The sequence below is a fragment of the Streptomyces sp. NPDC107500 genome (assembly GCF_055582785.1).
On the sequence record NZ_JBVJPF010000004.1, the window covers coordinates 95384 to 116116 of the forward strand.

The following is a 20733-nucleotide window of genomic DNA, read 5'->3' on the forward strand; positions in this document are numbered from 1 at the left end:
TACGCGTGGACACCCAAGAGTCCAAAGACCTTCTGCTGCCCCGGTCGCGGCAGGCCAACGAGCGGCTGCACGCCATGATTCCCGGGGGCGCGCACACCTACGCCAAGGGCGACGACCAGTACCCCGACGACCTGGCCCCGGTCATCAGCCACGGCCGCGGTGCCCATGTGTGGGACGTCGACGGCAACCGCTACATCGAATACGGCTCCGGCCTGCGGTCGGTGAGCCTCGGGCACGCGCACCCGCGCGTGGTCGAGGCGGTACGGCGCGAACTCGACCGCGGCAGCAACTTCGTCCGGCCGTCCGTCGTGGAGGTCGAGGCCGCGGAACGCTTCCTGGCCACCGTGCCGACCGCGGAGATGGTGAAGTTCGCGAAGAACGGCTCCGACGTCACGACCGCCGCGGTACGTCTCGCCCGCGCCGTCACCGGGCGCGCACGAGTCGCGATCTGCGGCGACCATCCCTTCTACTCCGTCGACGACTGGTTCATCGGCACCACGCCCATGTCCGCCGGTGTTCCGGCGGCGACCACCGATCTCACGGTGGCGTTCCCGTACGGCGACCTGGCCGCCACGGAGGAACTGCTCACCCGGTACCGGGACGAGGTCGCCTGCATCATCCTCGAACCGGCCACCCACACCGAGCCGCCGCCCGGGTATCTCGCCGGTCTGCGCGAACTGGCCGACCGGCACGGCTGCGTCCTGGTCTTCGACGAGATGATCACCGGCTTCCGCTGGTCCGAGGCGGGCGCCCAGGGCCTGTACGGCGTCGTCCCCGACCTGTCCACCTTCGGCAAGGCGCTGGGCAACGGATGCGCCGTCTCCGCGCTGGCCGGGCGCCGCGATCTGATGGAGTGGGGCGGGCTGCGTCACTCCGGCGACCGGGTGTTCCTGCTGTCCACCACGCACGGGGCCGAAACGCACTCGCTGGCGGCCGCGATGGCGGTGCAGAGCACCTACGTCGAGGAGGGCGTCACCGCGCGGCTGCACGCGCTCGGCGAGCGGCTCGCCGCCGGTGTCCGCGACGCCGCGGCCGGCATGGGCGTGGCCGACCACGTCGTCGTCCGGGGCCGGGCCAGCAACCTGGTCTTCGCCACCCTCGACGAGCACGGCCGGCCGTCGCAGCCGTACCGCACCCTGTTCCTGCGCCGGCTCCTGGCGGGCGGGGTGCTGGCCCCGTCGTTCGTGGTTAGCGACGCGCTCAGTGACGCCGACATCGATCACACCGTCGACGTGGTGGCGCAGGCGTGTGCGGTGTACCGGAAGGCACTGGACGCGGGTGATCCCACCCCGTGGACGGGAGGACGACCGGTGAAGCCGGTGTTCCGGCGCTCGGTGTGACTCGGCGTCAGCGGCGCTCCGGCTGAGGGGCGTCGGACATCCGGCCGGCCTGCCTGGCGGCGGTCCGGTCGACCAGCCACGCGGTGGCCGGTGTCACCGCCAGCGCGGTGCACCAGCCGCCGAGCGCGTCCGTCGGGTAGTGCGCGCCCAGGGTGACCTGTGCCCAGCCCATCGCGGCGCCGGCCGCCGTCGCCGTGGCGAGCACGAGCGACGGGCCGGCCGCGCCGCCGGGCCGGAGCCGGCCGGTCACGAGCAGCGCCACCGCGAGGGCGAACGCGGTGAGGAAGGCGGTGTGCCCACTCGGGTAGGAGAGGTGACCGTCGTGGATGGTGCGTCCCACCAAGGGCTTGAGAAGCTTCGTCGCGACCACGGCCAGGCCGGGACCGGCCACGACGAACAACGCCGCACGAGGCCACCGAAGCAGCAGGGCGACCGCCGCAGCGGCCCCCACCAGCATCGCCGCTCCCCCGGGCTCCCCCAGGAAATCCGTGGCCAGGGCGACGTTCCGCCACGACGCCCCCGCACCGTCCGCCGCCGCACCGACCCGCGCGTCGACCGCCCCGGGCCCGTCGGCACCGCCGTAGAGAATCCCGAGCGCGACGGCCACCAGAGCGGCGAGGGCCGCGATCGCCCCCCACCACACGCGCGGGCCCGCCGGAAGCACCGCGCGCTCCCGCGCACCGCTCACAGGCGCGCCCACTCAACGGGGGCGTCGGACGACGCGGTCGGGCCGCACGATGAGGGTCACTCATCCACCCTACCCTTGCGAAGTGCGGCCCTTCCGGCGCTCCGTCAATCCCTTATGTCACGCCGGGTCGACTCGCCAGACCGTGCCGCCGATGGCCAGGGCGTACAGCTCGCCGTCGGTGTCCTGGGCGAAGGAGACGACCTCTCCGCCGTTCACACCGAGATCGTGCTCCGCGGTCACCTTGCCGTTCTCGATCTCCAGGGAGCGCAGGGTGCCGTCGCAGTAGTCGCTGTAGACGTACTGGCCCGCGAGGTCCGCGACGGCCTGGCCGCGGTAGACGTAGCCGCCGGTGACCGAGCAGCCGAGGCCGTTGCGGTCGTACTCGTGGATCGGCGGGACGTGGTTCGCGGGCTCGGTGCCGCCGCGGAAGGGGTGGGTGCCCTCCATCTGTGCCCAGCCGTAGTTCTCGCCGCCCTTGCTGTCCGCGGGCGCCCAGTCGATCTCCTCCCACTCGCTCTGGCCGACGTCGGCGATCAGCAGGTCGCCGGAGCCGGCGTCGAAAGAGAACCGCCACGGGTTGCGCAGACCGTACGACCAGATCTCGCTCCTGGCGTCGGGGTCGCCGACGAAGGGGTTGTCCTCCGGGACGGCGTACGGGGTGCCGCCCCGCGGGTCGATCCGGAGCAGCTTGCCGAGCAGGGTGTCGAGCTTCTGCCCGTTGCCGTCGGGGTCGCCGCCGCCTCCGCCGTCACCGAACGCGATGTAGAGGTAGCCGTCGGGACCGAACGTGATGTCGCCGCCGTTGTGGTTCGACTCGGGCTGCTGCTGGGTCAGGACCGTGCGCCGGGTGTCCTCCTGGATCGTCCCGTCCTTGACGGCGAACTCGTCGATGGTGCTGGTGCCCTGGAGGTCGGTGTAGGAGATGTAGAAGTGCGCGAAGTCCTTGTCGAACGTCACACCGAGCAGGCCGCGTTCGCCGTCGGTGGTGGTCTCGTCGGAGATGTCGAGGACGGGTTCGCCGAGTCCGGAGTCGTTCAGGACCCGGACCTTTCCCGCGCGTTCGGCGATCCAGACCGTGTCGCCGGGTCCCGCGGCACCGGCGGTCGGGTTCGTGGCCCGGGCCACCTCCGTCAGCGCGACCTGCGGCGCGCTCGCGCCGGTGGCGGGCTCGTCGGCGTACGCCGTGGCCAGGGCCAGGGATCCGACGAGACCGAGCGTGCCGATGATCGCCGACAATCTGGTGCGAACTTTCACCATGGCCTCCCGGAGGCGGTGAGTGGGGGGAGTTCACCCGGCTGCTCGGGGTCGCGGTCGTGGGGCGTCGTCCGAGCCGGCTCGCAACTCGGGTGGGGGAAGGTCGTGCCGCCGGCCACCGCCGACCATACGAGCTCGGAGCGCCCAGGCCTAGACCAATGCACGCCACTTCTGTCACTCGGCTTCCACGCCGGTGGCGCTACCGGGCCGTTCCCTGGCTCCGAACGTCTGCGAGGCGGTCGAGTCGATCGCGATGGGCCTGGGAGAGGTGGAGGTTCTCGGCGCCGAGGTTCTCCTCCAGGTGGTCGATCCGGGCGGTGCCCGGGATCGGGAGGACGACCGGCGAGTGGCCGAGGAGCCAGGCCAGGGCAAGCTGTGTGGGGGTGGCGTCGACTTCGGCGGCCACGGCGGCGACCTCGGCCCGCTGCCCCGACTCTCCCCAGGCGACGGGGCGCCAGGGCAGGAACGCGATCCCCGCCGCCTCGCAGGCCGCCAGCACCGGCTCGTGCTCGCGATCGAGCAGGTTGTAGCGGTTCTGCACGCTCGCGATGTCGACGATCCGCCGGGCCTGTTCGAGTTCGCCCACGGTGACCTCGGACAGTCCGATCCGGCCGATCTTCCCCTCGTCCCGCAGTTCCCGGAGCGTGCCGACCTGGTCGGCGAGCGGGGTCTCGGGGTCGATCCGGTGGAGCTGGAGCAACTCGATCCGCTCGACGCGCAGTCGGCGCAGGGCCTGCTCGACCTGGTCGCGCAGGACCGCCGGCCGGCCGTCGAGCCGCCACTTGTCGTCGGGGCCCGAGCGGGCGACGCCGACCTTGGTGGTGATCAGCAGCTCGTCGGGATAGGGGTGGAGGGCCTCGGCCAGGAGTTCCTCGTTGGCTCCGCCGCCGTACATGTACGCGGTGTCGATCAGGGTGACGCCCAGCTCCACGGCCCGCCGGGTGACCGCGAGGGAAGCCTTGCGGGCCGGCTCCGGGTCCGTCGGCAGGTGCATGGCCCCGAATCCGAGCCGCCGTACCCGCAGATCCCCGCCGATCAGAAACTCGGCCGAAGCCATGTGCCCCCACTCCCCCTCGCTCAAGGCGCCACGCTATCAGCGCGGTTGTTCGACGCCGGGCGGAATAGCGGATTGACCGCCGGGTCGAGCGGGCAGGGACGCTGGTGATGTCATGAGCACGACTCCTACCCCCACAAGGAGGTCGAACATGCACGTCCGTACGCTGACCGGCGGTATCGCCGCAGCCCTGCTGATGTCCATGCCCCTGCTGAGCGGCCAGGCCGTGGCCGCCGACGCCCCGAACGGCACCGCCAGGTCCCTGGCCGCGGCCACGGTGCTCACCTACGACGCGAGCGGCTCCGCGGAGTTCCGGTCGGCCGTCGACCGGGGCGCGGCCATATGGAACGAGAGCGTCGAGGGCGTGGAGATGCGCCCGGCCGCGTCCGGGCAGCGGGCCAACATCCGCATCCTGGCCGACAACGGCTGGCCGCGCGCCTACACCACCTCACTGGGCAACGGCACGGTCTACATAGGACGCCAGGCGGTGGACCAGGGCTACAACACGGTGCGCATCTCGTCCCACGAACTCGGCCACATCCTGGGGCTGCCGGACCGCAAACCCGGGCCGTGCTCCAGCCTGATGTCGGGCTCCACGGCGGGCGTCGCCTGCACCAACCCGTACCCGAACGCGGCGGAGAAGTCCGAGGTCGAGGGCAACTTCGGCAGCGCGGCCGCGTTCGAGGCTCCGGCGCGGATGCCGGTGCTGGTGCGGGACTGACCGACGCGCGACTGCCGTACGGCACCTCGCCGGTGCCGTACGGCATCGCCCGGTCAGTCCGCGAGCCGGCGCAGGTACGCGCCGAACTTCTCCAGACCGTCGATGTTGCGGGGCCCGCTGATGCCCTCGTTGTAGTCGAGGACGAAGAAGTTGTTCTTCCGCACGGCGGGGAGTCCCTTGGTGTGGGGAGACTTCTTCAGAAAGTCGATCTTCTTCTCCGCCGGCAGGTCGCCGTAGTCGAGGATGACGACGACCTCCGGCTCCGATGCGGCGACCGACTCCCAGTTGACCTGGGTCCAGCGCTCGTCGAGTCCGTCGAAGACGTTCTTGCCGCCGGCCGACTTGATGATGTCGTTGGGCGGGACCTGATTGCCCGCGGTGAACGGCTGGTCGGTTCCGGAGTCGTAGAGGAAGACGGGAACCGGGTCGCCCGCCGGAGCCTTGGCCTCGACGGCCTCGACGCGCTCTTTGAGACCGTCGACCACCGTCTTCGCCTTGTCCTCGACCCGGAAGATCCTGCCCAGCCGTTCGAGGTCGGTGTAGAGGGCTTCGAAGGGGGTGACCTTCTCCGGATACCCGGGATAGTTGAAGCAGCTTTCGGTGTGCATGAAGCTCTGGATGCCGAGCTTGTCCAGGATGGCCGGCGTGATGCCCCGCTCGTCCTTGAATCCGGAGTTCCAGCCCGCGACGACGAAGTCGGACTCGGCCTCGACGACGACCTCCTTGTTGAGCAGGTCGTCGCTGAGCATCTTCACCTTGGCGTACTCGGACGCATACGGGGACTCGCTCACCGGCGGGTTGGCCGGGGGCATCACGTAGCCGTGCACGTGATCGGTCAGGCCGAGGGCGAACAGCTTGTCCGCGCTGCCGGCTTCGTAGGCGACGGCCCGCTCGGGGACCTTGTACCGCACCGGCTCACCGCAGCGCTTGACGGTGACCTCGGCGGACGCCTTGGCGTCCGGTTCGACCTCGGCGCCGCAGCCGCCGAGCACGAGCGCCGCCGCGAGGGCGGACCCGAGAGCCACGTGCTGCCGTGCCGGGGCGGGGAAGGGAGTTCTACGCATGTCGTGAGGCGCCTTTCACCGGGATGAGCCGAGCGAGTAGAGGAGTTGGGGACCGCCCGTGAGCGGGTGCGGGACGACGCTGGCCGTCACCCCGAAGACGTCGCCGACCAGTTCGGTCGTGAGGACGTCCGCGGGCGTGCCCGAGGCGACGAGGCGGCCCCGCGCCAGCACGCCGAGGCGGTCGCAGGCCGCCGCGGCCAGGTTGAGGTCGTGCAGGACGACGAGGACGGTGAGGCCGGACCCGCGCAGCAGCGAGAGCAGTTCGACCTGGTGGCGGACGTCGAGGTGGTTGGTCGGTTCGTCCAGGACCAGGATGCTCGGCTCCTGCACGAGAGCGCGGGCCAGGAGGACGCGCTGCCGCTCGCCGCCCGACAGGGTCAGGACTCCCCGCTGCGCGAGGTGATCGATGTCGAGCCGGCGCATCGCGCGCTCGCACAGTTCGCGCTCCCGGCCACTGAGCGCCTGGTTCCCCCGGAGATGGGGAGCGCGACCGAGTGCGACGACCTCCTCGACCGTGAAGTCGAAGTCGACGGCCCCGTCCTGGGTCGTCGCCGCGATGGTGCGCGCGCTCCGGCGGAGCGGCAGCCGCGCCAGGTCCCGCTCGCCCACCCAGATGGTTCCGGAGCTGGGACGCAGGGCCCGGTACACGCACCGCAGCGCGGTGGACTTGCCACTGCCGTTCGGGCCCACCAAACCCACGACCTGCCCGTCCGGCACGTCCAGGGACAGGCCGCGCACGAGGCTCTTGCCGTCGGTCACGACGGAGAGTCCGTCGAGCCTGAGATCCATGTCAACGCCCCCCGAACGTATAGCCCTTGCGGCGCATCAGGGCGATGAAGACGGGGACGCCCACGAGTGCGGTGATGACGCCGAGCGGCAGCTCCCGGGGGGCGACCACGGTCCGGGCCGCGAGGTCGACCCACACCATGAAGATGGCTCCGGCCAGCGGTGCCACGGCGAGGACGCGGGCGTGGGTGGCGCCGACGAGCATGCGCACCACGTGCGGCATGACGAGTCCGATGAACGCGATGGCACCGCTGACGGCGACCATGACGCCGGTGACGAGGGAGACGAGGAGCAGCATGGCTCTGCGGTGCCGGTCCGGGCCGACGCCCAGGCTCGCCGCGGTCTCGTCGCCGAGGGCGAGGACGTCCATCACCCGCCCGTACCGGTGGAGGACCAGGATCCCGGTCGTGACCACCACCGCCACGACGGGCAGCGAGCCCCAGGTCGCGGCGCCGAAGCTGCCCATGGTCCAGTACAGGACCATGCTGGTCGCCTCACTGTCCGGCGCGAAGTAGACGATCAGGCTCATCACGGCCTGGAAACCGAGCGACATGGCCACGCCGGTCAGGACGAGGCGCAGCGGGGAAAGCGCTCCCCCGCTGGCGGACGCGGCGTACACCAGCAGCGAGGCGGCGAGCGCGCCGACGAAGGCTCCGGCGGAGACGGCGTAGATGCCGAGGGCCGCCAGCCCGCCCGTGACCGTGACGGCGACGGCGCCGACGGAGGCGCCCGACGAGACACCGAGGACGAAGGGGTCGGCCAGCGCGTTGCGCACCATGGCCTGGATCGCCACGCCGACCGCGCTGAGCCCGGCCCCGACCAGGGCCGCCAGCAGCACGCGTGGGGTGCGGATCTGCCAGATGATCTGGTACGTCGTCACCTCGTCCCGGCCGATGCCCCCGCCGCTAAGCGCCGCCCACAGGTGACGGGCGGTCTCCCCCGGGGTGATGACCGCGGGTCCCAGCCCGATGGCCACGACGACCGAGGCGAGCAGGAGGGCGGTCAACCCGCCGCAGGCCAGCAGCAGTCCCGTGCGGGTGGCGAGCCGGCCGCCGCCTCCCGCCGCGGGTGGGGGTGCGGGCGCCTCGGCCGCGGTGAACGCGTCGGCGCGCGCCGTCGGTATGGGTGTCGAGGGCGGAGGCACGTGGCCTACCTTCGCTTTCTTTCGATAATGGGAACCATGTTCAAGTGGGGAATCTAGCACGCCCGGTTCCGCGTGATCGCGCGGTTCGGGAAATCCTCGGCCGGCTATGGACCTGACCAGACTTGTTCATTTACTGTTTGGACATGCCTGGACAGGTACACAAACACCATCGCATCGTCCGTGTCCTCTCCGACGAGATCAGGGCCGGAGTCCACTCCGACGGGAGCAGGCTCCCCGGGGAGCACGCACTCACCCAGCGCTTCGGGGTCAGCCGCACCACTCTGCGGCAGGCGCTGCAAGCCCTCGGGGAGGAAGGGCTCATCGCCACCCACGCCGGGATCGGCTCCTTCGTCACCTTCGAGGGGACACCGATCGACAACCGGCTCGGCTGGACCAAGGCCCTCGCCGAGCAGGGCACGGAACTCACGTCCGAGACCCTGCGCTTCGAGGAGGTCGACGACCAGGAGTTGGCCGCCGAACTCGGAATGGACTCCCGTGCGTTCATCGCGCTGGACCGGGTGAGACGACTCGCCGACGGACGGGGCGTGTCGCTGGAGCGCAGCAGGGTCCCGGCCACGGGAGACCTGGCCGGGCTGCCCGAACGCGGCCTCGTCGACGGCTCGCTGAGCCGGGCGCTGGTCGCCGCGGGCCGGGTCACCGTCTCCGGCGAGGGTGTGGTGTCGGTGCGCGGGCTCGACGCGGCGGACGCCGCTGTGCTGCGCCGCTCGCCCGGCGAGTCCTTCCTGCGGCTCACCCAGGTGTACCGGGCGGGCGACGGCTCCGTCGTCGAGCAGGTCACCAGCCTGCTGGATCCCGCCAAATTCGAACTGCACGTGCGCTCGGGCCAGGGAGGCCGACCGTGACCGACCGACTCGACCGCGCCCTCGGCGCCTATTACGGACTCGCCCTCGGCGACGCTCTCGGCATGCCCACCCAGGTGATGTCCCGGGAGGACGTCGTCCGGGTCTACGGCAGGCTCACCGGCTTCCGGCCCGCGCTGCCCGACAACCCGGTCAGCGCCGGCATGCCGGCCGGCTCCGTCACCGACGACACCGACCAGGCCGTCATCGTCGGCCGCCTCATCGCCGAGGGACGCGGCCGGATCGACCCGCTGCGCCTGGCCCACGACCTGCTCGACTGGGAGAAGGAGATGAAGGCCAAGGGCTCCTTCGACCTCCTCGGCCCCTCCACCAAGGCCGCCCTGGACGCGGTGGCCGCCGGTGTTCCCGCGCGGGAGGCGGGCCGGAACGGCACGACGAACGGCGCGGCCATGCGCGTCACCCCGGTCGGCATCGCCTTCGACGTCCAGCCGCTGGACGTCTTCCTCGACCATGTCGTGGAGTCCTGCCAGGTCACCCACGACACCGGGCTCGGCATCGCGGGCGCGGCCGCCGTCGCCGCCGCCGTCAGCACGGGTGTCGGCGGCGGCTCGCTGGACGACGCCGTCGCCGCCGCGGTGGCCGCGGCCCGGGCCGGTGCCCGGCGCGGCCACTGGGTCGCCGGGGCCGACATCGCCGCCCGGATCACCTGGGCGCGGGATCTCGTACGGGATCTCCCGGAGGCCGAGGCGCTGGACCGGATCGTCGCGCTCGTCGGCACCAGCGTCGCGAGCCAGGAGTCGGTGCCCGCCGCGTTCGCGGTCCTGGCGGTGGCCGACGGAGATCCCTGGCAGGCCGCCCTGCTCGCCGCCAACCTCGGCGGCGACAGTGACACCATCGGCGCGATCGCCGGTGCCGTCGCCGGGTCCGTCGCCGGGCTCTCCGGGCTGCCCGCCGAGGCCGTGGACACGCTGCGGTCCGTCAACTCCCTGGAACTCGAAACCCTGACCACACGGCTGCTCGCACTCCGCTGAGCCGCCGAGCACGCCCCGCCCCTCCGCACCAGCAAGGAGGTTCCGTCATGACCGCTTCGAAGACGAACGATCGCGTCGGCGCCATTGAGACCCGTGGGATCGAGCCGGTCCCCGACCACGAGCGGCACGGCCAGGCCGGTCAGATGTTCTGGACCTGGTTCGCGGCCAACATCAGCATCCTCGGGCTCCCTCTCGGCGCGACTCTCGTCGCCTTCCGCGGCCTGAACATCTGGCAGGCGGCCCTCGTCGCCGCCGTCGGTTCCTTCGGCTCCTTCGCGCTGGTGGGAGCCCTGAGTCTGGCCGGCAAGAAGGGCGGGGCGCCCGCGCTCACCCTCTCCCGGGCGGTCTTCGGACAGCGGGGCAACGCCGGTCCGACCCTCATCACGTGGCTCAGCCGGGTCGGCTGGGAGACCATCACCACCACGACCGCGGCGTACGCGCTGCTGGCCATGCTGCACACCGCCTTCGGGGTGGGCCGCAACACCGTGCTGACGCTGGTGTGCCTGCTGGTCTTCATCAGCTGCACGCTGCTGATCAGCGGCCTCGGCCATGCCACCATCATGTGGATCAACAAGTGGGCCACGGTCGTCTTCGGCGCGCTCAACCTGGTCGTGATGGGCTTCCTGGTCGCCACCGTCGACTGGTCCGAGGTCCTCGGCACCCCGGCGGGTCCGGCCAGCGGGGTGATCGCGGGGATCGGCTTCATCGCCGCGGGCACCGGCATCGGCTGGGCCAACGCCGGTGCCGACTACGCCCGATACCTCCCACGGTCGGTCCCCGGCCGGCGGCTCATCGGGGCCTCCGCCTTCGGCGCGGGCATCCCCCTGGTCCTGCTGATCTCCCTCGGTTCGCTGCTCTCGGCGGGCGATCCCACGCTCGCCACCTCCTCCGACCCGGTGGCGGCGATCAACGCGATGCTGCCCTCCTGGATGGCGATCCCCTATCTCGTCGCGGCCTTCGGCGGGCTGCTGATGTCGAACCACCTCTCCACCTACTCCGCCGGGCTGACGATGATCACCCTGGGGCTCCGGGTGCCGCGGGCCGCCGCCGTCGCCCTCGACGTGGTGCTGATGTTCGCCGGCGGCATCTACTTCATGCTGATCGCCGACGACTTCTACGGGCCCTTCTCGACGTTCCTGACCCTGCTCGCCGTTCCCATCTCGGCCTGGATCGGAGTGATCGCGGTCGACTCGCTGCGCGGGCGCGCCTACGACCCGGAGGCGCTGATGGACACCACATCGACAAGCCGATACTGGTACTCGGGCGGCTTCCGGCTGCCCGCCGTCCTGGGCTGGGTCGCCGCCATCGTGGCCGGGCTGCTCTTCACCAAGGCCGCGACCGGTGAGGCGGACGTCTGGTTCGCGGGTCCGCTCTCCGACACCTGGTTCGGCCGGAACGGGCTCGGCTGGGCGATCGCCATGGCGGTCGGCGCCGCCGTGTACGCGCTGTTCGACCGCGGCACCCGCTCCGCCGCGGGCGGCGGGGACCCGACCGTGCCCTCCGCCCTCCAGGAGGCCGGACGATGACCGGCCGTCTCGTCCTCGCCGGGAATGTGATCGCCGACCTCGTGATCGAGGTGCCCGCGCTGCCGGAACGCGGCGGGGACGTCATCGGCACACGCAGCGGGACGACCGTCGGCGGCGGGTTCAACACCCTGGTCGCGGCCCGTCGGCTCGGCACGGAGGCGGTGTTCGCCGGGCTGCACGGCACCGGCCCGTACGGCGATCTCGTACGCGAGGCGCTCGCCGCCGAGGACATCGGCACCCTGCTTCCCGCCCGTACGGAGGCCGACACCGGCTTCACCGTCGCCCTGATCGACAGCGGCGGCGAGCGCACCTTCGTCACCAGCTTCGGTGTCGAGGCCACGCTGCGGCCCTCGGACATCGAGGCGGTCGCGGGGCGGCTGCGCCCCGGGGACCTGGTGCAGCTCTCCGGCTACGGCCTGGTGCTGCCGGCCAACGGCCCCCTGCTGTCCGCCTTCGCGTCCGGGCTCCCGGCGGGCATCACGCTCTGCCTCGACCCGGCGCCCCTGGTGGCCGACATTCCCGAGGCCGTCCTCTCGCCCGTCCTCGCCCGCGCGGACTGGCTCAGCCTCAACACGCGCGAGGCCGGCCTGCTCTCCGGACACGAGGATCCGGGGGCCGCGGTGGCATCCCTGCGGGAGCGCCTGGCTCCGTCGGCGGGCGTGCTCGTGCGGGCCGACAAGGACGGCTGCCGGCTGGCGCTGCCCGGCCAGGAGCCGGTCCACGTGCCGGGGTTCCCCGTCGACGCGGTCGACAGCAACGGGGCGGGAGACGCCCACGTCGGTTCGTTCCTGGCCCTGCTCGCCCAGGGCCACGACCCGCTGACGGCCGCCCGCGGCGCCAACGCGGCGGCCGCCTTCGCGGTGGGCCGCCGGGGCCCGGCCACCGCACCCGACCGTGCCGAACTGACGGCGTTCCTGGGCGCGGACCCGCTCGCGAAGGCCCTGTTCGGCGCGGAGGGTCCGTGAGGGGACCCTCCCCGCTCGGTCAGAGGCCGCGTCGGGGCAGGCGTACCACCTGGACGAAGAAGTCGTCGATCTGGCGGACCGCGGCGATGAACTGGTCCAGGTCGACCGGCTTGGTGACGTAGGCGTTGGCGTGCAGCTTGTAGCTGCGCAGGATGTCCTCCTCGGCCGCCGAGGTGGTCAGGACGACGACCGGGATGTCGCTCAGCTCGGGATCGGACTTGATCTTCTCCAGGACCTGCCGGCCGTCGTACTTGGGCAGGTTGAGGTCGAGCAGGATCAGGTCCGGCCGAGGGGCCTCGGCGTGGCCGGCGCGACGGTAGAGGAAGTCGAGCGCCTCCTCGCCGTCCCGGACCACGTGCAGGGTGTTGCCGATCTTGTTGTCCTCGAACGCCTCGCGCGTCATCAGCTCGTCGCCCGGGTCGTCCTCGACGAGGAGGACGTCGATGGGGGTGGCGGGTGTCGTCATGCCAGGGCCTTTTCCTCGGTGCGGGAGTCGATGTCGCCGTTGTCGTTCACGACGGACGGCAGGGTGAAGCAGAAGCGGGTACCGCCCGTGTGGGCGGTGTCGATCCAGATGCGCCCGCCGTGGTGTTCGACGATCTTCTTGCACAGCGCCAGGCCGATGCCCGTGCCACCGTACGAGTCCCGGCTGTGCAGCCGCTGGAAGATCACGAACACCTTCTCGGCGAACTCCTGCGGGATGCCGATCCCGTTGTCGGTGACGCAGAACCGCCACACCCCGGGGGTGTCGGGATCCTCGTCGCAGGTGATCCGGATCCGGGGGGCCCGGTCGGGGTCGCGGAACTTGACGGCGTTGCCGACCAGGTTCTGCCAGAGCATGACCAGCAGGGTCGGATCGCCGACGACCCGGGGCAGTTCCTCGGGGCGTTCGACCTGCGCGCCGGTCTCGGTGATGACCGTGTCGAGGTTGGTCAGCGCCTTGGACAGGAACTCGTCGAGGCCGCACTCCACAGCGGCGTCGTTGAGCCGGCCCACCCGGGAGAAGGTGAGCAGGTCGTTGATGAGGACCTGCATGCGCTTGGCGCCGTCGACGGCGAAGTCGATGTACTGGAGGCCCCGGTCGTCGAGTTTGTCTCCGTACCGCTTCTCCAGCAGCTGGCAGAAGGAGGCGACCTTGCGCAGGGGCTCCTGGAGGTCGTGGGAGGCGACGTAGGCGAACTGCTCCAGTTCGGCGTTCGAGCGGCGGAGTTCGACGGCCTGTTCGTCCAGGTCGGCGGCCTGGCGGCGCAGGACGCCCTGCTGCCGTCGGGACGCGTCGAGTTCGGCCACGATCCGCTGCCGCATGTCCTCGACGTCCCGTGCCACGGCCGTGAGGTCGGCCGGGCCTTCGGCTGGGATGGAGTGCTCGAACTCACCGCCCGCCACCTTCCGCGAGGCCTCGCGCAGCTTCTGGAGGGGGCGCGCCACCAGCAGGCGCACCACGATCGCCAGCGCCGCACCGGCCAGCAGGAAGGCCGCCACCATGACGCCGAAGGTCAGGTTGCGCAGCGTGCGGGCGTCGGCCAGGTCGGCCTTGCCGTCCTCGACGGCGTCGGCGAGGTCGCGGTTCTGCTGGTTCCAGCCGACGCGCATCGCGTCGAAGACCTTCTTGCCCCGCCCGGCGGTCGTCTGGTCGACGGTCCTGGGTTCACCGGGCGTGACGCCGTCCACGAGGGGGGTGGCGTAGACGCGCCGCCATTCGGCCGCCTGCCGCTGGACCTTCTGCAGGTCCGCCAGGAGCACGGGCTGGTCCCCGATGAGCGTGCGCAGCCGGGCCGCGGCCCGGGCCTCGTCCTTCCTGCCCTGCTCGTAGGGGGTGAGGAACTGCCGGTCGGCGGCGATGGCGTAGCCGCGTACGCCCGTCTCCTGGTTGACCAGGGCTGCCTGCAGCCGGTACGCCTCGGTCTGGGCCGGCTGGACGCGGTCGGTGAGCTGGTCGGTGAGGTCCGTGGTGCGCCCCTGCACCCGGGCGCCGACCACGGCGCCCACCACCACGATGAGGACCATGAGGCCGAGTACGAGCTGAAACCAGCCCTGGACCGTCAGCCGGCCGCCGCCTGGCGGCCGCCGTGTCTCGTCAGCCACTGCCTTCGTCTCCACCCTTGTTCTCGTTCTCCTGCCGCGCGTTCCAGCGCAGGTGCAGCACGGCCACGTCGTCGGCGAGGCCGCCCTGCTCCTCGGCGAGGTCCTCGGCCCGGCCGATCAGACCGTCGACGAACGGCTCCGGGGCCAGCCGGGCCGCCTCCTTCGCGAGCCGGAGCAGCCCTTCCTCACCGAGCCGCTCCCTGCCCTGGCCGACGTACCCCTCGAAGAGTCCGTCGGTGAAGAGCACCAGTGCCGCTCCCGGGGGGAGGGGCAGTTCCTGGACGGGCCAGCGGGCCAGGCCCGGCACCACGCCCAGGGCCGGTCCCCCGGCGACCTCGACCCACCGTACGTCGCCGTCGTCGGTGCGCAGCAGCAGGCCCGGGTGCCCGGCCCGCACCATCCGTGCGCAGGGTGCGCCCGGCGGGAGGATGAGGCTGGTCAGCGTGGCGAAGACTTCGGTGCGGGCTCGCTCGGCGACGAGGATCTCCTCCAGGCGGCCGATCTGCTCGGGGCCGGTGACACCGCTGAGCACCAGGGTGCGCCAGGCTATGCGCAGCGCGACGCCCAGGGCGGCCTCGTCGGGGCCGTGCCCGGAGACGTCACCGACGACGGCGTGCACGGTTCCGTCGGGGCTCTGGACGATGTCGTAGAAGTCTCCGCCGAGCAGCGCCTGGGCACGGCCGGGCCGGTAGCGGGCCACGACGTCCACGCCGGAGCCGTGCAGCAGCGGGCGGGGCAGCAGGCCCCTCTCCAGCCGGGCGTTCTCCCGGGCGTGCATCTGGCTGGCCTGCAGCGCCGCCGCGGCCTGCTCGGCCTCCTTGCGCTGGATCGCGTACCGCACGGCCCTGCCGAACAGTTCCGGCTCGACGCGGCCCTTGACCAGGTAGTCCTGCGCGCCCGCCATGAGGGCGGCGAGGCCGGTCTCGTCCTCGGCCAGGCCGGTGAGCACCACGACGGCGACCTGGTCGGCCAGGGCGTGGACCATCGACACGGCCTCGAGCCCGTGGGCGTCCGGCAGGTGGAGGTCGAGGAGCACACAGTCCGGCGCCTCCGTGAGCAGCACCTCGCGTGCCTCGGCCATGGACCGGACCCAGCGCAGGCGCATCTTCAACGCGCTGTCGGCGACGAGTTCCTCGACCAGCAGGGCGTCGCCCGGGTCGTCTTCGATCAGGAGCACGGACGGTTCCCGCCACTGCCAGGCCTCCGCGGCGGAGGTACTCGCGGACGCGGACATGCCGCCGGCCCATGACTGTGGCGCCGCCACCCTGCCTCCACCTTCCGTCCCGTCAAACGCGGGATCTGGCTCCGAGTACGGGGTCCAGCACACCCGGGGCCGTCTCTCCCGCGACGACTGCGCCCGCCCTTACAGAATGTACACAACATCGGGCGGGTGACGTGCCGGATGTGCTCCACGCAACTCCCGCGAGAGCCCGCCCGGCCTGTGCCGCAACGGATCGCCGGTGGCCGGAACTACCGCAGGCGGTCCAGCGCCGCTTGGCTCGCGTCGTCCGCGGCGCGGCAGATCATCAGCCGCTGGTCCGTGTCCTGGAGTGGCATGAGCACCTCGAAGTGCAGGGCGATCTCACCGGCGTCCGGATGCCGCATCACCTTCTGCCCCCGGCCGTTCACCTTGACGTCGCCCTCGGCCCACAGGCGCGCGAATTCCTCGTCGTGGGTGATGAACCCGGTGATGAGGTCGGTCAGCGCCGCGTCCTCGGGGTGCGCGGCCCACGCGGCACGCAGGTGGGCGACGCCCTCGCGCACGACGCGATCGCGGTCGGCGTAGCACGCGCTGATCCGCGGGTGCAGCAGGCACAGCCACATCGCGTTGCGGTGCGACGGCGGCAGGGCGCCGAAGTCCAGCAGCAGCCTCGCCATGGCGCCGTTCCATGCCAGGATGTCGTAGCGGTGGTTCATCAGCATGGCCGGCAGGGGCGACAGGTCCGCGACCAGCCGGGCCAGCTGCGGCGCCGCGGTGCCGGTGGTTCCTTCGGCTGCGCGGCGGCGATGCCGGGTCAGGTCGAAGAGGTAGGCGCGTTCGTCGGGGGTCAGCCGCAGGGCCCGGGCCAGGGCCTCCACCACGTCCCCGGAGGGCCGAAGGCCGCGGGCCTGTTCCAGCCGCACGATGTAGTCGATGCTGACCCCGGCCAGTTCGGCGACCTCTTCGCGGCGCAGCCCCGGGGTCCGCCGGGACCGCCGGCGTGAGGGCAGTCCGAAGTCCTGCGGGTCCAGGCGCTCGCGTCGGGTCCGCAGGAACGCGGCCAACTCCTGTGTCGTGTCCACGGTCCGGGGCGGCATGCAGGGTGCAACAGCGAGGGTGGGACCGGTGTTCCCAGGAAGATCCTTCCCTTACCCCCTGCTCACGGCGGTCGCAGGCTGGTGCCCGACGACGGATCGCACGTTCAAAGGATCACGAGCACAGGAGGACACGATGTCCCTCACCCTCGACACCTACCGGCTGCTGGGCCGCGCCGGGCTGCGGGTCTCACCGCTGGCGCTGGGGGCGGCGACCTTCGGCACCGAGTGGGGCTGGGGCGCCGGGCCGGACGAGTCGCGCAAGCTGTTCGACCTCTACGTCGAGCGCGGGGGCAACTTCGTCGACACCGCCAACACCTACACCGACGGCAGCTCCGAGCGTCTGCTGGGCGAGTTCACCCGCGGCATCCGCGAGAGCCTGGTGCTGGCGACGAAGTACACGACGCTGCGTCGGCCCGGTGACCCGAACTCCGGGGGCGCCCACCGCAAGAGTCTGTTCGCGTCGGTGGAGTCCAGCCTGCGGCATCTGGGCACGGACTACGTCGACCTGCTCTACCTGCACGTGTGGGACTTCACTACTCCGGTCGAGGAGATCCTGCGCGGCATGGACGACCTGGTCCGCCAGGGCAAGGTCCTGCACGTGGCGATCTCCAACGCCCCGGCCTGGCAGGTGTCGCGCATGCAGGCCATCGCCGACCTGCGCGGCTGGGCGCCGCTGGTGGCGCTGGAGATCGAGTACAGCCTGATCGAGCGGGCGGGGGAACGTGACCTGATCCCCATGGCCCGTGAGATGGGGCTGGGTGTGGTCCCGTACTCGCCCCTCGGCGGCGGGGTGCTCACCGGGAAGTACAGCCGCGACGACCTCACGGCGACGGACGGCGCGTTGGACGAGGGCAGCAGCCGCAAGAGCTTCAACCGCGCCCTGGGCACGGTCACCGAACGGAACCTCGCCATCGCGGATGTCGTCAAGGAGGTCGCCGCCGAACTGGGCCGCACACCCGCGCAGGTCGGACTGGCCTGGACCCTGCGGAGGCCCGGGGTGACGGCACCGATCATCGGCGCCCGCACCCCCGAGCAGCTGGAGGGCAACCTGGGCGCGCTGGAGGTCGACTTGACCGCCTCCCAGCTGGCCCGCCTCGACGAGGCCGGCCGGATCGAGCTGGGCTTCCCGCACGACATGCTCGCCAGTGACCACATCCGCAGGGCGACCACAGGTGACCTGAGGATCGAAACCGGCCGCTGAGGCTTGACTCTCCAGTGGCTGGAGACCGGAGAGTGGGCGTCATGAACGGCGCGACGCTCCCGCGAACCAGGGGCCCCGGGCCGTCGTGGTGAGTCCTCCCCCGCCGGACGCCGCGGTTCTCGCCGAGCACATCGCCGGCATGCGCGAGGCGCTCGACACCCTGGAGCAGTCCCTGGCCGCGCAGCCACCCGCCGCCAACGGCCGGGACCGCGTCGCCACCGCCGTCTGACCGCGTGTCGCGGCGCGCTCGTCAGCCCGCTCTGAGCTGGTTGTTGTAGAGGCGTCTCAGGTGTTTGGCCGCGGGACACCTCGCGCCGTCCGCCTCGCACTGACGGCAGCTCCGCAGGTGCCGTTCGTAGTCCTGGCGCGCCTGCTCGAGGCGGTCGTGCGGCGGAGTCATCGGGGTTCCTGTCACTGGGGAGTCACTGGGGAGCTGGGACGCGGAAGCAAGAATGATCTTGTTACTGGAAGTACAGCAAGCCGCCGGCCCACACTCTGCCCGCCCGGACCGGCCGCGGGTGCCATGGTCCGGACCAACGGTTCCCCCGGAGTTGCCCGTTGCGGCGGGGCCCGCACCGACCGGGCACCCGCTCCCGGCGGTTCAGCGGCCTCCCGTAAGGGTGAATATCCCGCTGGCACGGTGTGTCGCGGGGTCGCTGCCAGCACTCTGCCGCTGACGGCGGACGCCGGGCGGGTTGGCAGGAGGTGGCTGTGGAGCGGGGGCATCGACCGGCTTCGTACCGGGACCGGGCGCGGTACGCGTTCGACCGGACGCTGGCCCGGAGCACCGGGACCTTGCTCGGCTGGCTCGCCGTGTGCTGCCTGGCGGTCGTGGTGCCGGTCAGCACACTGCTGGTCTGGACGGATCCCCAGGCGCCGCGTTCGCTCTCCGAGCGGCTGGTCGCGGTGTGGCGCACGAGCGCCGAGACCCTGCGCCTGGGCGGGGTCACGGGCGCACCGCTGCGGATGCTCCTGTCCGTGGTGCTCGGGCTGATCGCGCTGCTGTGCGTATCGACCCTGGTCGGCGTCGTCACGACCGGGCTGGGTGACCGGCTGGAGGAGTTGCGGCGAGGACGCTCCACGGTGCTGGAGCGTGGGCACGCGGTGGTACTCGGCTGGTCCGACCAGGTGTTCACCGTGGTCGGTGAGCTGGTCGCGGCCCAGTCCGCCCGATCGAGAGGCGTCGTCGCCGTCCTCGCGGACCGGGATTCCACCGAGATGGCGGCCGCGCTGCACACCGCGCTCGGTGCGACGGGCGGCGTCCGGATCGTCTGCCGTTCCGGCTCACCGTCCGATCCCGACGCGCTCGCCCTGCTCACGCCGTCGGCGGCGGATTCCGTGCTGGTGATGCCGTCCGACGACGACAACGCCGACCTCGAGGTGATCCGGATCCTGCTGGCGCTGCGGGCCCTGCTCGGCGAGCGGGCGAAGCCGCCGGTGGTCGCCGCGGTGCGCCACGAGCGCCACCTGACGGCCGCCCGGCTCGCCGCCGGCGCGCGGGGAACCGTGCTCGAGACGGAGGCCACGACGGCACGGCTGCTCGTGCAGGCCGCCCGCACCCCCGGGCTGGTGGCCACGCTGCGCGACCTCCTCGACCTGGCGGGGGCCGAGTTCCACCTGGTCGACGAACCGGAGGCCGTGGGGCTGGAGTTCGGGGAGCTGGCTCTGCGATACGCGAAAGCGTGCCCCGTCGGCTTCCTGCTGCCGGACGGACGTGCCCTGCTCACCCCGGCGGCGCGGACCCGGTGCGGTCCGGGCGACCGCCTGATCGTCGTCGCCCCGGACGAGCGGCCCGAACGCACGGCGGCCGGGGAGGCACCCGTCGACGCCGGCGTGATGGCCCCGGCCACCGCGCCACCCGGTCCGCCGGCCCGCTTCCTACTGCTGGGGTGGAACAGCCGGGCCCCGCTGGTCACGGAGGTGCTGAGCCGTACGGCACGCCCCGGTTCGGTCCTCGACATCATGACCGCACCGCGGGCGGCGCCGGCGGCGTCCCGTCTCGTGAGTCGTGTGAGCGGCGGACGGCTGACCGTCACCCACCGCACCGGGGAGTTGGCCCTGCCGGAGCAGGCGGCGGGACTCGACCTCTCCGGCTACGACTGTGTGATCGTCCTGGGACCCGACGAGGGAACCGTCTCCTTCGGGCCGGACGACCAGACCCTGCTGACGTTGCTGACCCTGCGGTCGTACGAGGAGTCCGCGGGACGGCCGCTGCCCGTGGTCGCCGAGCTGAGTGACCACCGCAGCCGGGCGCTGGCACCTCTCGGCCCGCGGTCGGCCGCCGTGGTGCGCGCGGAACTCACCGCCCTGGTCATGACGCGGATCTCCCACACCCCGGCCCTCGCCTCCCTGTTCGAGGAGCTGTTCGCCGCCCGGGGCGGCGCACTGGCCCTGCACCCCGCCTCCCGCTATGTGCTGACGGGTCGGGAAGCGTCCTTCGCCACGGTGGTGGCCGCCGCGCTCGGGCGCGGGGAGTGCGCCATCGGGTACCGCCCGCACGCGTCGGGCCGCCCCGGCGACGTCCGGCTGGCGCCCCGCAAGTCGGAGCGACGAGTCTGGAGTGACGCCGACGAGGTGCTGGTCGTGACTCCGCCCGACGACGAGCGCCACTCTCCCGGCGGGCACCGGACCCTGCCGGGCATGCGCGGGGCGGAGCCGGTCGAGACGGACGACAGTCAGGCGTCCGGCCCACCGCACGACTGACTCCGACGGCAGGACGGACGCCCGTCGTCGCGGGGGTACGAGCGCCGTCGTC

20 protein-coding genes are annotated in these 20733 nt (G+C 72.1%); 9 read left to right on the forward strand and 11 right to left on the reverse strand.

What is annotated here, in order from left to right; translation table 11 throughout:
• Nucleotides 1–5 precede the first annotated feature (5 nt).
• Nucleotides 6–1340 carry a glutamate-1-semialdehyde 2,1-aminomutase gene (locus ACZ67M_RS16910; RefSeq protein ID WP_469851469.1) on the forward strand — a complete coding sequence of 445 codons (1335 nt, stop codon included), beginning with the start codon at nucleotides 6–8 and terminating at the stop codon, nucleotides 1338–1340.
• A gap of 7 nt (nucleotides 1341–1347) precedes the next feature.
• Here the strand turns inward: ACZ67M_RS16910 and ACZ67M_RS16915 are convergent, their stop codons facing one another.
• The 3 genes from ACZ67M_RS16915 to ACZ67M_RS16925 all read right to left on the reverse strand — a co-directional run bounded on the left by ACZ67M_RS16915 (nucleotide 1348) and on the right by ACZ67M_RS16925 (nucleotide 4339).
• Nucleotides 1348–2028 carry a phosphatase PAP2 family protein gene (locus ACZ67M_RS16915; protein WP_467323490.1) on the reverse strand — a complete coding sequence of 227 codons (681 nt, stop codon included), beginning with the start codon at nucleotides 2026–2028 and terminating at the stop codon, nucleotides 1348–1350.
• A 117-nt stretch (nucleotides 2029–2145) separates the two neighbouring features.
• Entirely contained in the window at nucleotides 2146–3282 is a 1137-nt protein-coding gene (locus tag ACZ67M_RS16920) for a PQQ-dependent sugar dehydrogenase (protein ID WP_392101906.1), read from the reverse strand.
• A 199-nt stretch (nucleotides 3283–3481) separates the two neighbouring features.
• The gene (locus tag ACZ67M_RS16925; RefSeq protein ID WP_469851470.1) at nucleotides 3482–4339 is read right to left on the reverse strand and encodes an aldo/keto reductase; all 858 of its coding nucleotides are present in this window, start codon (nucleotides 4337–4339) and stop codon (nucleotides 3482–3484) included.
• A 148-nt stretch (nucleotides 4340–4487) separates the two neighbouring features.
• Here ACZ67M_RS16925 and ACZ67M_RS16930 point away from each other — a divergent pair, with 148 nt between their 5' ends.
• A complete protein-coding gene (locus tag ACZ67M_RS16930; protein ID WP_469851472.1) occupies nucleotides 4488–5057 on the forward strand; it encodes a snapalysin family zinc-dependent metalloprotease in 570 nt (189 codons plus the stop codon).
• Between the two features lie 53 nt (nucleotides 5058–5110).
• Here the strand turns inward: ACZ67M_RS16930 and ACZ67M_RS16935 are convergent, their stop codons facing one another.
• Genes ACZ67M_RS16935 through ACZ67M_RS16945 form a run of 3 tightly spaced genes read right to left on the reverse strand, consistent with a single transcriptional unit; the run spans nucleotide 5111 to nucleotide 7931 of the window.
• The gene (locus ACZ67M_RS16935) at nucleotides 5111–6121 is read right to left on the reverse strand and encodes an ABC transporter substrate-binding protein (protein WP_469851474.1); all 1011 of its coding nucleotides are present in this window, start codon (nucleotides 6119–6121) and stop codon (nucleotides 5111–5113) included.
• A 15-nt stretch (nucleotides 6122–6136) separates the two neighbouring features.
• Nucleotides 6137–6910: an ABC transporter ATP-binding protein gene (locus ACZ67M_RS16940; protein WP_469851475.1), complete on the reverse strand. Its 774-nt coding sequence runs from the start codon at nucleotides 6908–6910 to the stop codon at nucleotides 6137–6139.
• Nucleotide 6911: 1 nt separating this feature from the next.
• Complete coding sequence (locus tag ACZ67M_RS16945) at nucleotides 6912–7931, reverse strand: FecCD family ABC transporter permease (RefSeq protein ID WP_469852041.1); 1020 nt, start codon at nucleotides 7929–7931, stop codon at nucleotides 6912–6914.
• A 263-nt stretch (nucleotides 7932–8194) separates the two neighbouring features.
• Here ACZ67M_RS16945 and ACZ67M_RS16950 point away from each other — a divergent pair, with 263 nt between their 5' ends.
• From ACZ67M_RS16950 to ACZ67M_RS16965, 4 genes are read left to right on the forward strand one after another with little or no spacing between them, the layout of a single operon-like run.
• The gene (locus ACZ67M_RS16950; RefSeq protein WP_469851477.1) at nucleotides 8195–8914 is read left to right on the forward strand and encodes a GntR family transcriptional regulator; all 720 of its coding nucleotides are present in this window, start codon (nucleotides 8195–8197) and stop codon (nucleotides 8912–8914) included.
• Entirely contained in the window at nucleotides 8911–9903 is a 993-nt protein-coding gene (locus ACZ67M_RS16955) for an ADP-ribosylglycohydrolase family protein (RefSeq protein ID WP_450735619.1), read from the forward strand. The genes ACZ67M_RS16950 and ACZ67M_RS16955 overlap by 4 nt, the downstream gene beginning before the upstream one ends.
• 47 nt (nucleotides 9904–9950) lie before the next feature.
• On the forward strand, nucleotides 9951–11429 hold the full coding sequence (locus ACZ67M_RS16960) for a purine-cytosine permease family protein (RefSeq protein WP_385795637.1): 1479 nt from the start codon (nucleotides 9951–9953) through the stop codon (nucleotides 11427–11429).
• Nucleotides 11426–12394 (forward strand): PfkB family carbohydrate kinase, encoded by a 969-nt coding sequence (locus ACZ67M_RS16965; RefSeq protein WP_469851478.1) that lies wholly within the window; start codon nucleotides 11426–11428, stop codon nucleotides 12392–12394. The genes ACZ67M_RS16960 and ACZ67M_RS16965 overlap by 4 nt, the downstream gene beginning before the upstream one ends.
• Before the next feature lie 19 nt (nucleotides 12395–12413).
• Here the strand turns inward: ACZ67M_RS16965 and ACZ67M_RS16970 are convergent, their stop codons facing one another.
• The 4 genes from ACZ67M_RS16970 to ACZ67M_RS16985 form a co-directional block, all read right to left on the reverse strand.
• A complete protein-coding gene (locus ACZ67M_RS16970) occupies nucleotides 12414–12860 on the reverse strand; it encodes a response regulator (RefSeq protein WP_361364509.1) in 447 nt (148 codons plus the stop codon).
• Entirely contained in the window at nucleotides 12857–14401 is a 1545-nt protein-coding gene (locus tag ACZ67M_RS16975; protein WP_469852043.1) for a sensor histidine kinase, read from the reverse strand. Before ACZ67M_RS16975 ends, ACZ67M_RS16970 begins: the two co-directional genes overlap by 4 nt.
• A gap of 70 nt (nucleotides 14402–14471) precedes the next feature.
• On the reverse strand, nucleotides 14472–15713 hold the full coding sequence (locus ACZ67M_RS16980) for a PP2C family protein-serine/threonine phosphatase (protein ID WP_361364636.1): 1242 nt from the start codon (nucleotides 15711–15713) through the stop codon (nucleotides 14472–14474).
• Nucleotides 15714–15949: 236 nt separating this feature from the next.
• Nucleotides 15950–16762, reverse strand: coding sequence for a helix-turn-helix transcriptional regulator (locus ACZ67M_RS16985; protein ID WP_469851481.1), 813 nt, complete (start codon nucleotides 16760–16762; stop codon nucleotides 15950–15952).
• 148 nt (nucleotides 16763–16910) lie between these two features.
• On the opposite strand from ACZ67M_RS16985, the gene ACZ67M_RS16990 reads away from it, so the two are divergent.
• Both ACZ67M_RS16990 and ACZ67M_RS16995 read left to right on the forward strand, forming a co-directional pair.
• Nucleotides 16911–17978 carry an aldo/keto reductase gene (locus tag ACZ67M_RS16990; RefSeq protein ID WP_469851482.1) on the forward strand — a complete coding sequence of 356 codons (1068 nt, stop codon included), beginning with the start codon at nucleotides 16911–16913 and terminating at the stop codon, nucleotides 17976–17978.
• Between the two features lie 85 nt (nucleotides 17979–18063).
• Complete coding sequence (locus ACZ67M_RS16995) at nucleotides 18064–18207, forward strand: hypothetical protein (protein WP_469851484.1); 144 nt, start codon at nucleotides 18064–18066, stop codon at nucleotides 18205–18207.
• A 21-nt stretch (nucleotides 18208–18228) separates the two neighbouring features.
• Here ACZ67M_RS16995 and ACZ67M_RS17000 read toward each other — a convergent pair whose 3' ends face one another.
• Entirely contained in the window at nucleotides 18229–18378 is a 150-nt protein-coding gene (locus tag ACZ67M_RS17000) for a hypothetical protein (protein ID WP_185832151.1), read from the reverse strand.
• Between the two features lie 311 nt (nucleotides 18379–18689).
• On the opposite strand from ACZ67M_RS17000, the gene ACZ67M_RS17005 reads away from it, so the two are divergent.
• Nucleotides 18690–20681 carry a CASTOR/POLLUX-related putative ion channel gene (locus ACZ67M_RS17005; RefSeq protein ID WP_469851486.1) on the forward strand — a complete coding sequence of 664 codons (1992 nt, stop codon included), beginning with the start codon at nucleotides 18690–18692 and terminating at the stop codon, nucleotides 20679–20681.
• Nucleotides 20682–20733 lie beyond the last annotated feature (52 nt).

What these genes read in the sequence shown, in the direction of transcription:
- ACZ67M_RS16925 (WP_469851470.1), bottom strand. Translation starts at nt 4,339, where the DNA reads ATGGCTTCGGCCGAGTTTCTGATCGGCGGGGATCTGCGGGTACGGCGG.
- ACZ67M_RS16930 (WP_469851472.1), top strand. Translation starts at nt 4,488, where the DNA reads ATGCACGTCCGTACGCTGACCGGCGGTATCGCCGCAGCCCTGCTGATG.
- ACZ67M_RS16935 (WP_469851474.1), bottom strand. Translation starts at nt 6,121, where the DNA reads ATGCGTAGAACTCCCTTCCCCGCCCCGGCACGGCAGCACGTGGCTCTC.
- ACZ67M_RS16940 (WP_469851475.1), bottom strand. Translation starts at nt 6,910, where the DNA reads ATGGATCTCAGGCTCGACGGACTCTCCGTCGTGACCGACGGCAAGAGC.
- ACZ67M_RS16950 (WP_469851477.1), top strand. Translation starts at nt 8,195, where the DNA reads ATGCCTGGACAGGTACACAAACACCATCGCATCGTCCGTGTCCTCTCC.
- ACZ67M_RS16960 (WP_385795637.1), top strand. Translation starts at nt 9,951, where the DNA reads ATGACCGCTTCGAAGACGAACGATCGCGTCGGCGCCATTGAGACCCGT.
- ACZ67M_RS16965 (WP_469851478.1), top strand. Translation starts at nt 11,426, where the DNA reads ATGACCGGCCGTCTCGTCCTCGCCGGGAATGTGATCGCCGACCTCGTG.
- ACZ67M_RS16970 (WP_361364509.1), bottom strand. Translation starts at nt 12,860, where the DNA reads ATGACGACACCCGCCACCCCCATCGACGTCCTCCTCGTCGAGGACGAC.
- ACZ67M_RS16975 (WP_469852043.1), bottom strand. Translation starts at nt 14,401, where the DNA reads ATGGTCCTCATCGTGGTGGTGGGCGCCGTGGTCGGCGCCCGGGTGCAG.
- ACZ67M_RS16980 (WP_361364636.1), bottom strand. Translation starts at nt 15,713, where the DNA reads ATGTCCGCGTCCGCGAGTACCTCCGCCGCGGAGGCCTGGCAGTGGCGG.
- ACZ67M_RS16990 (WP_469851482.1), top strand. Translation starts at nt 16,911, where the DNA reads ATGTCCCTCACCCTCGACACCTACCGGCTGCTGGGCCGCGCCGGGCTG.
- ACZ67M_RS17000 (WP_185832151.1), bottom strand. Translation starts at nt 18,378, where the DNA reads ATGACTCCGCCGCACGACCGCCTCGAGCAGGCGCGCCAGGACTACGAA.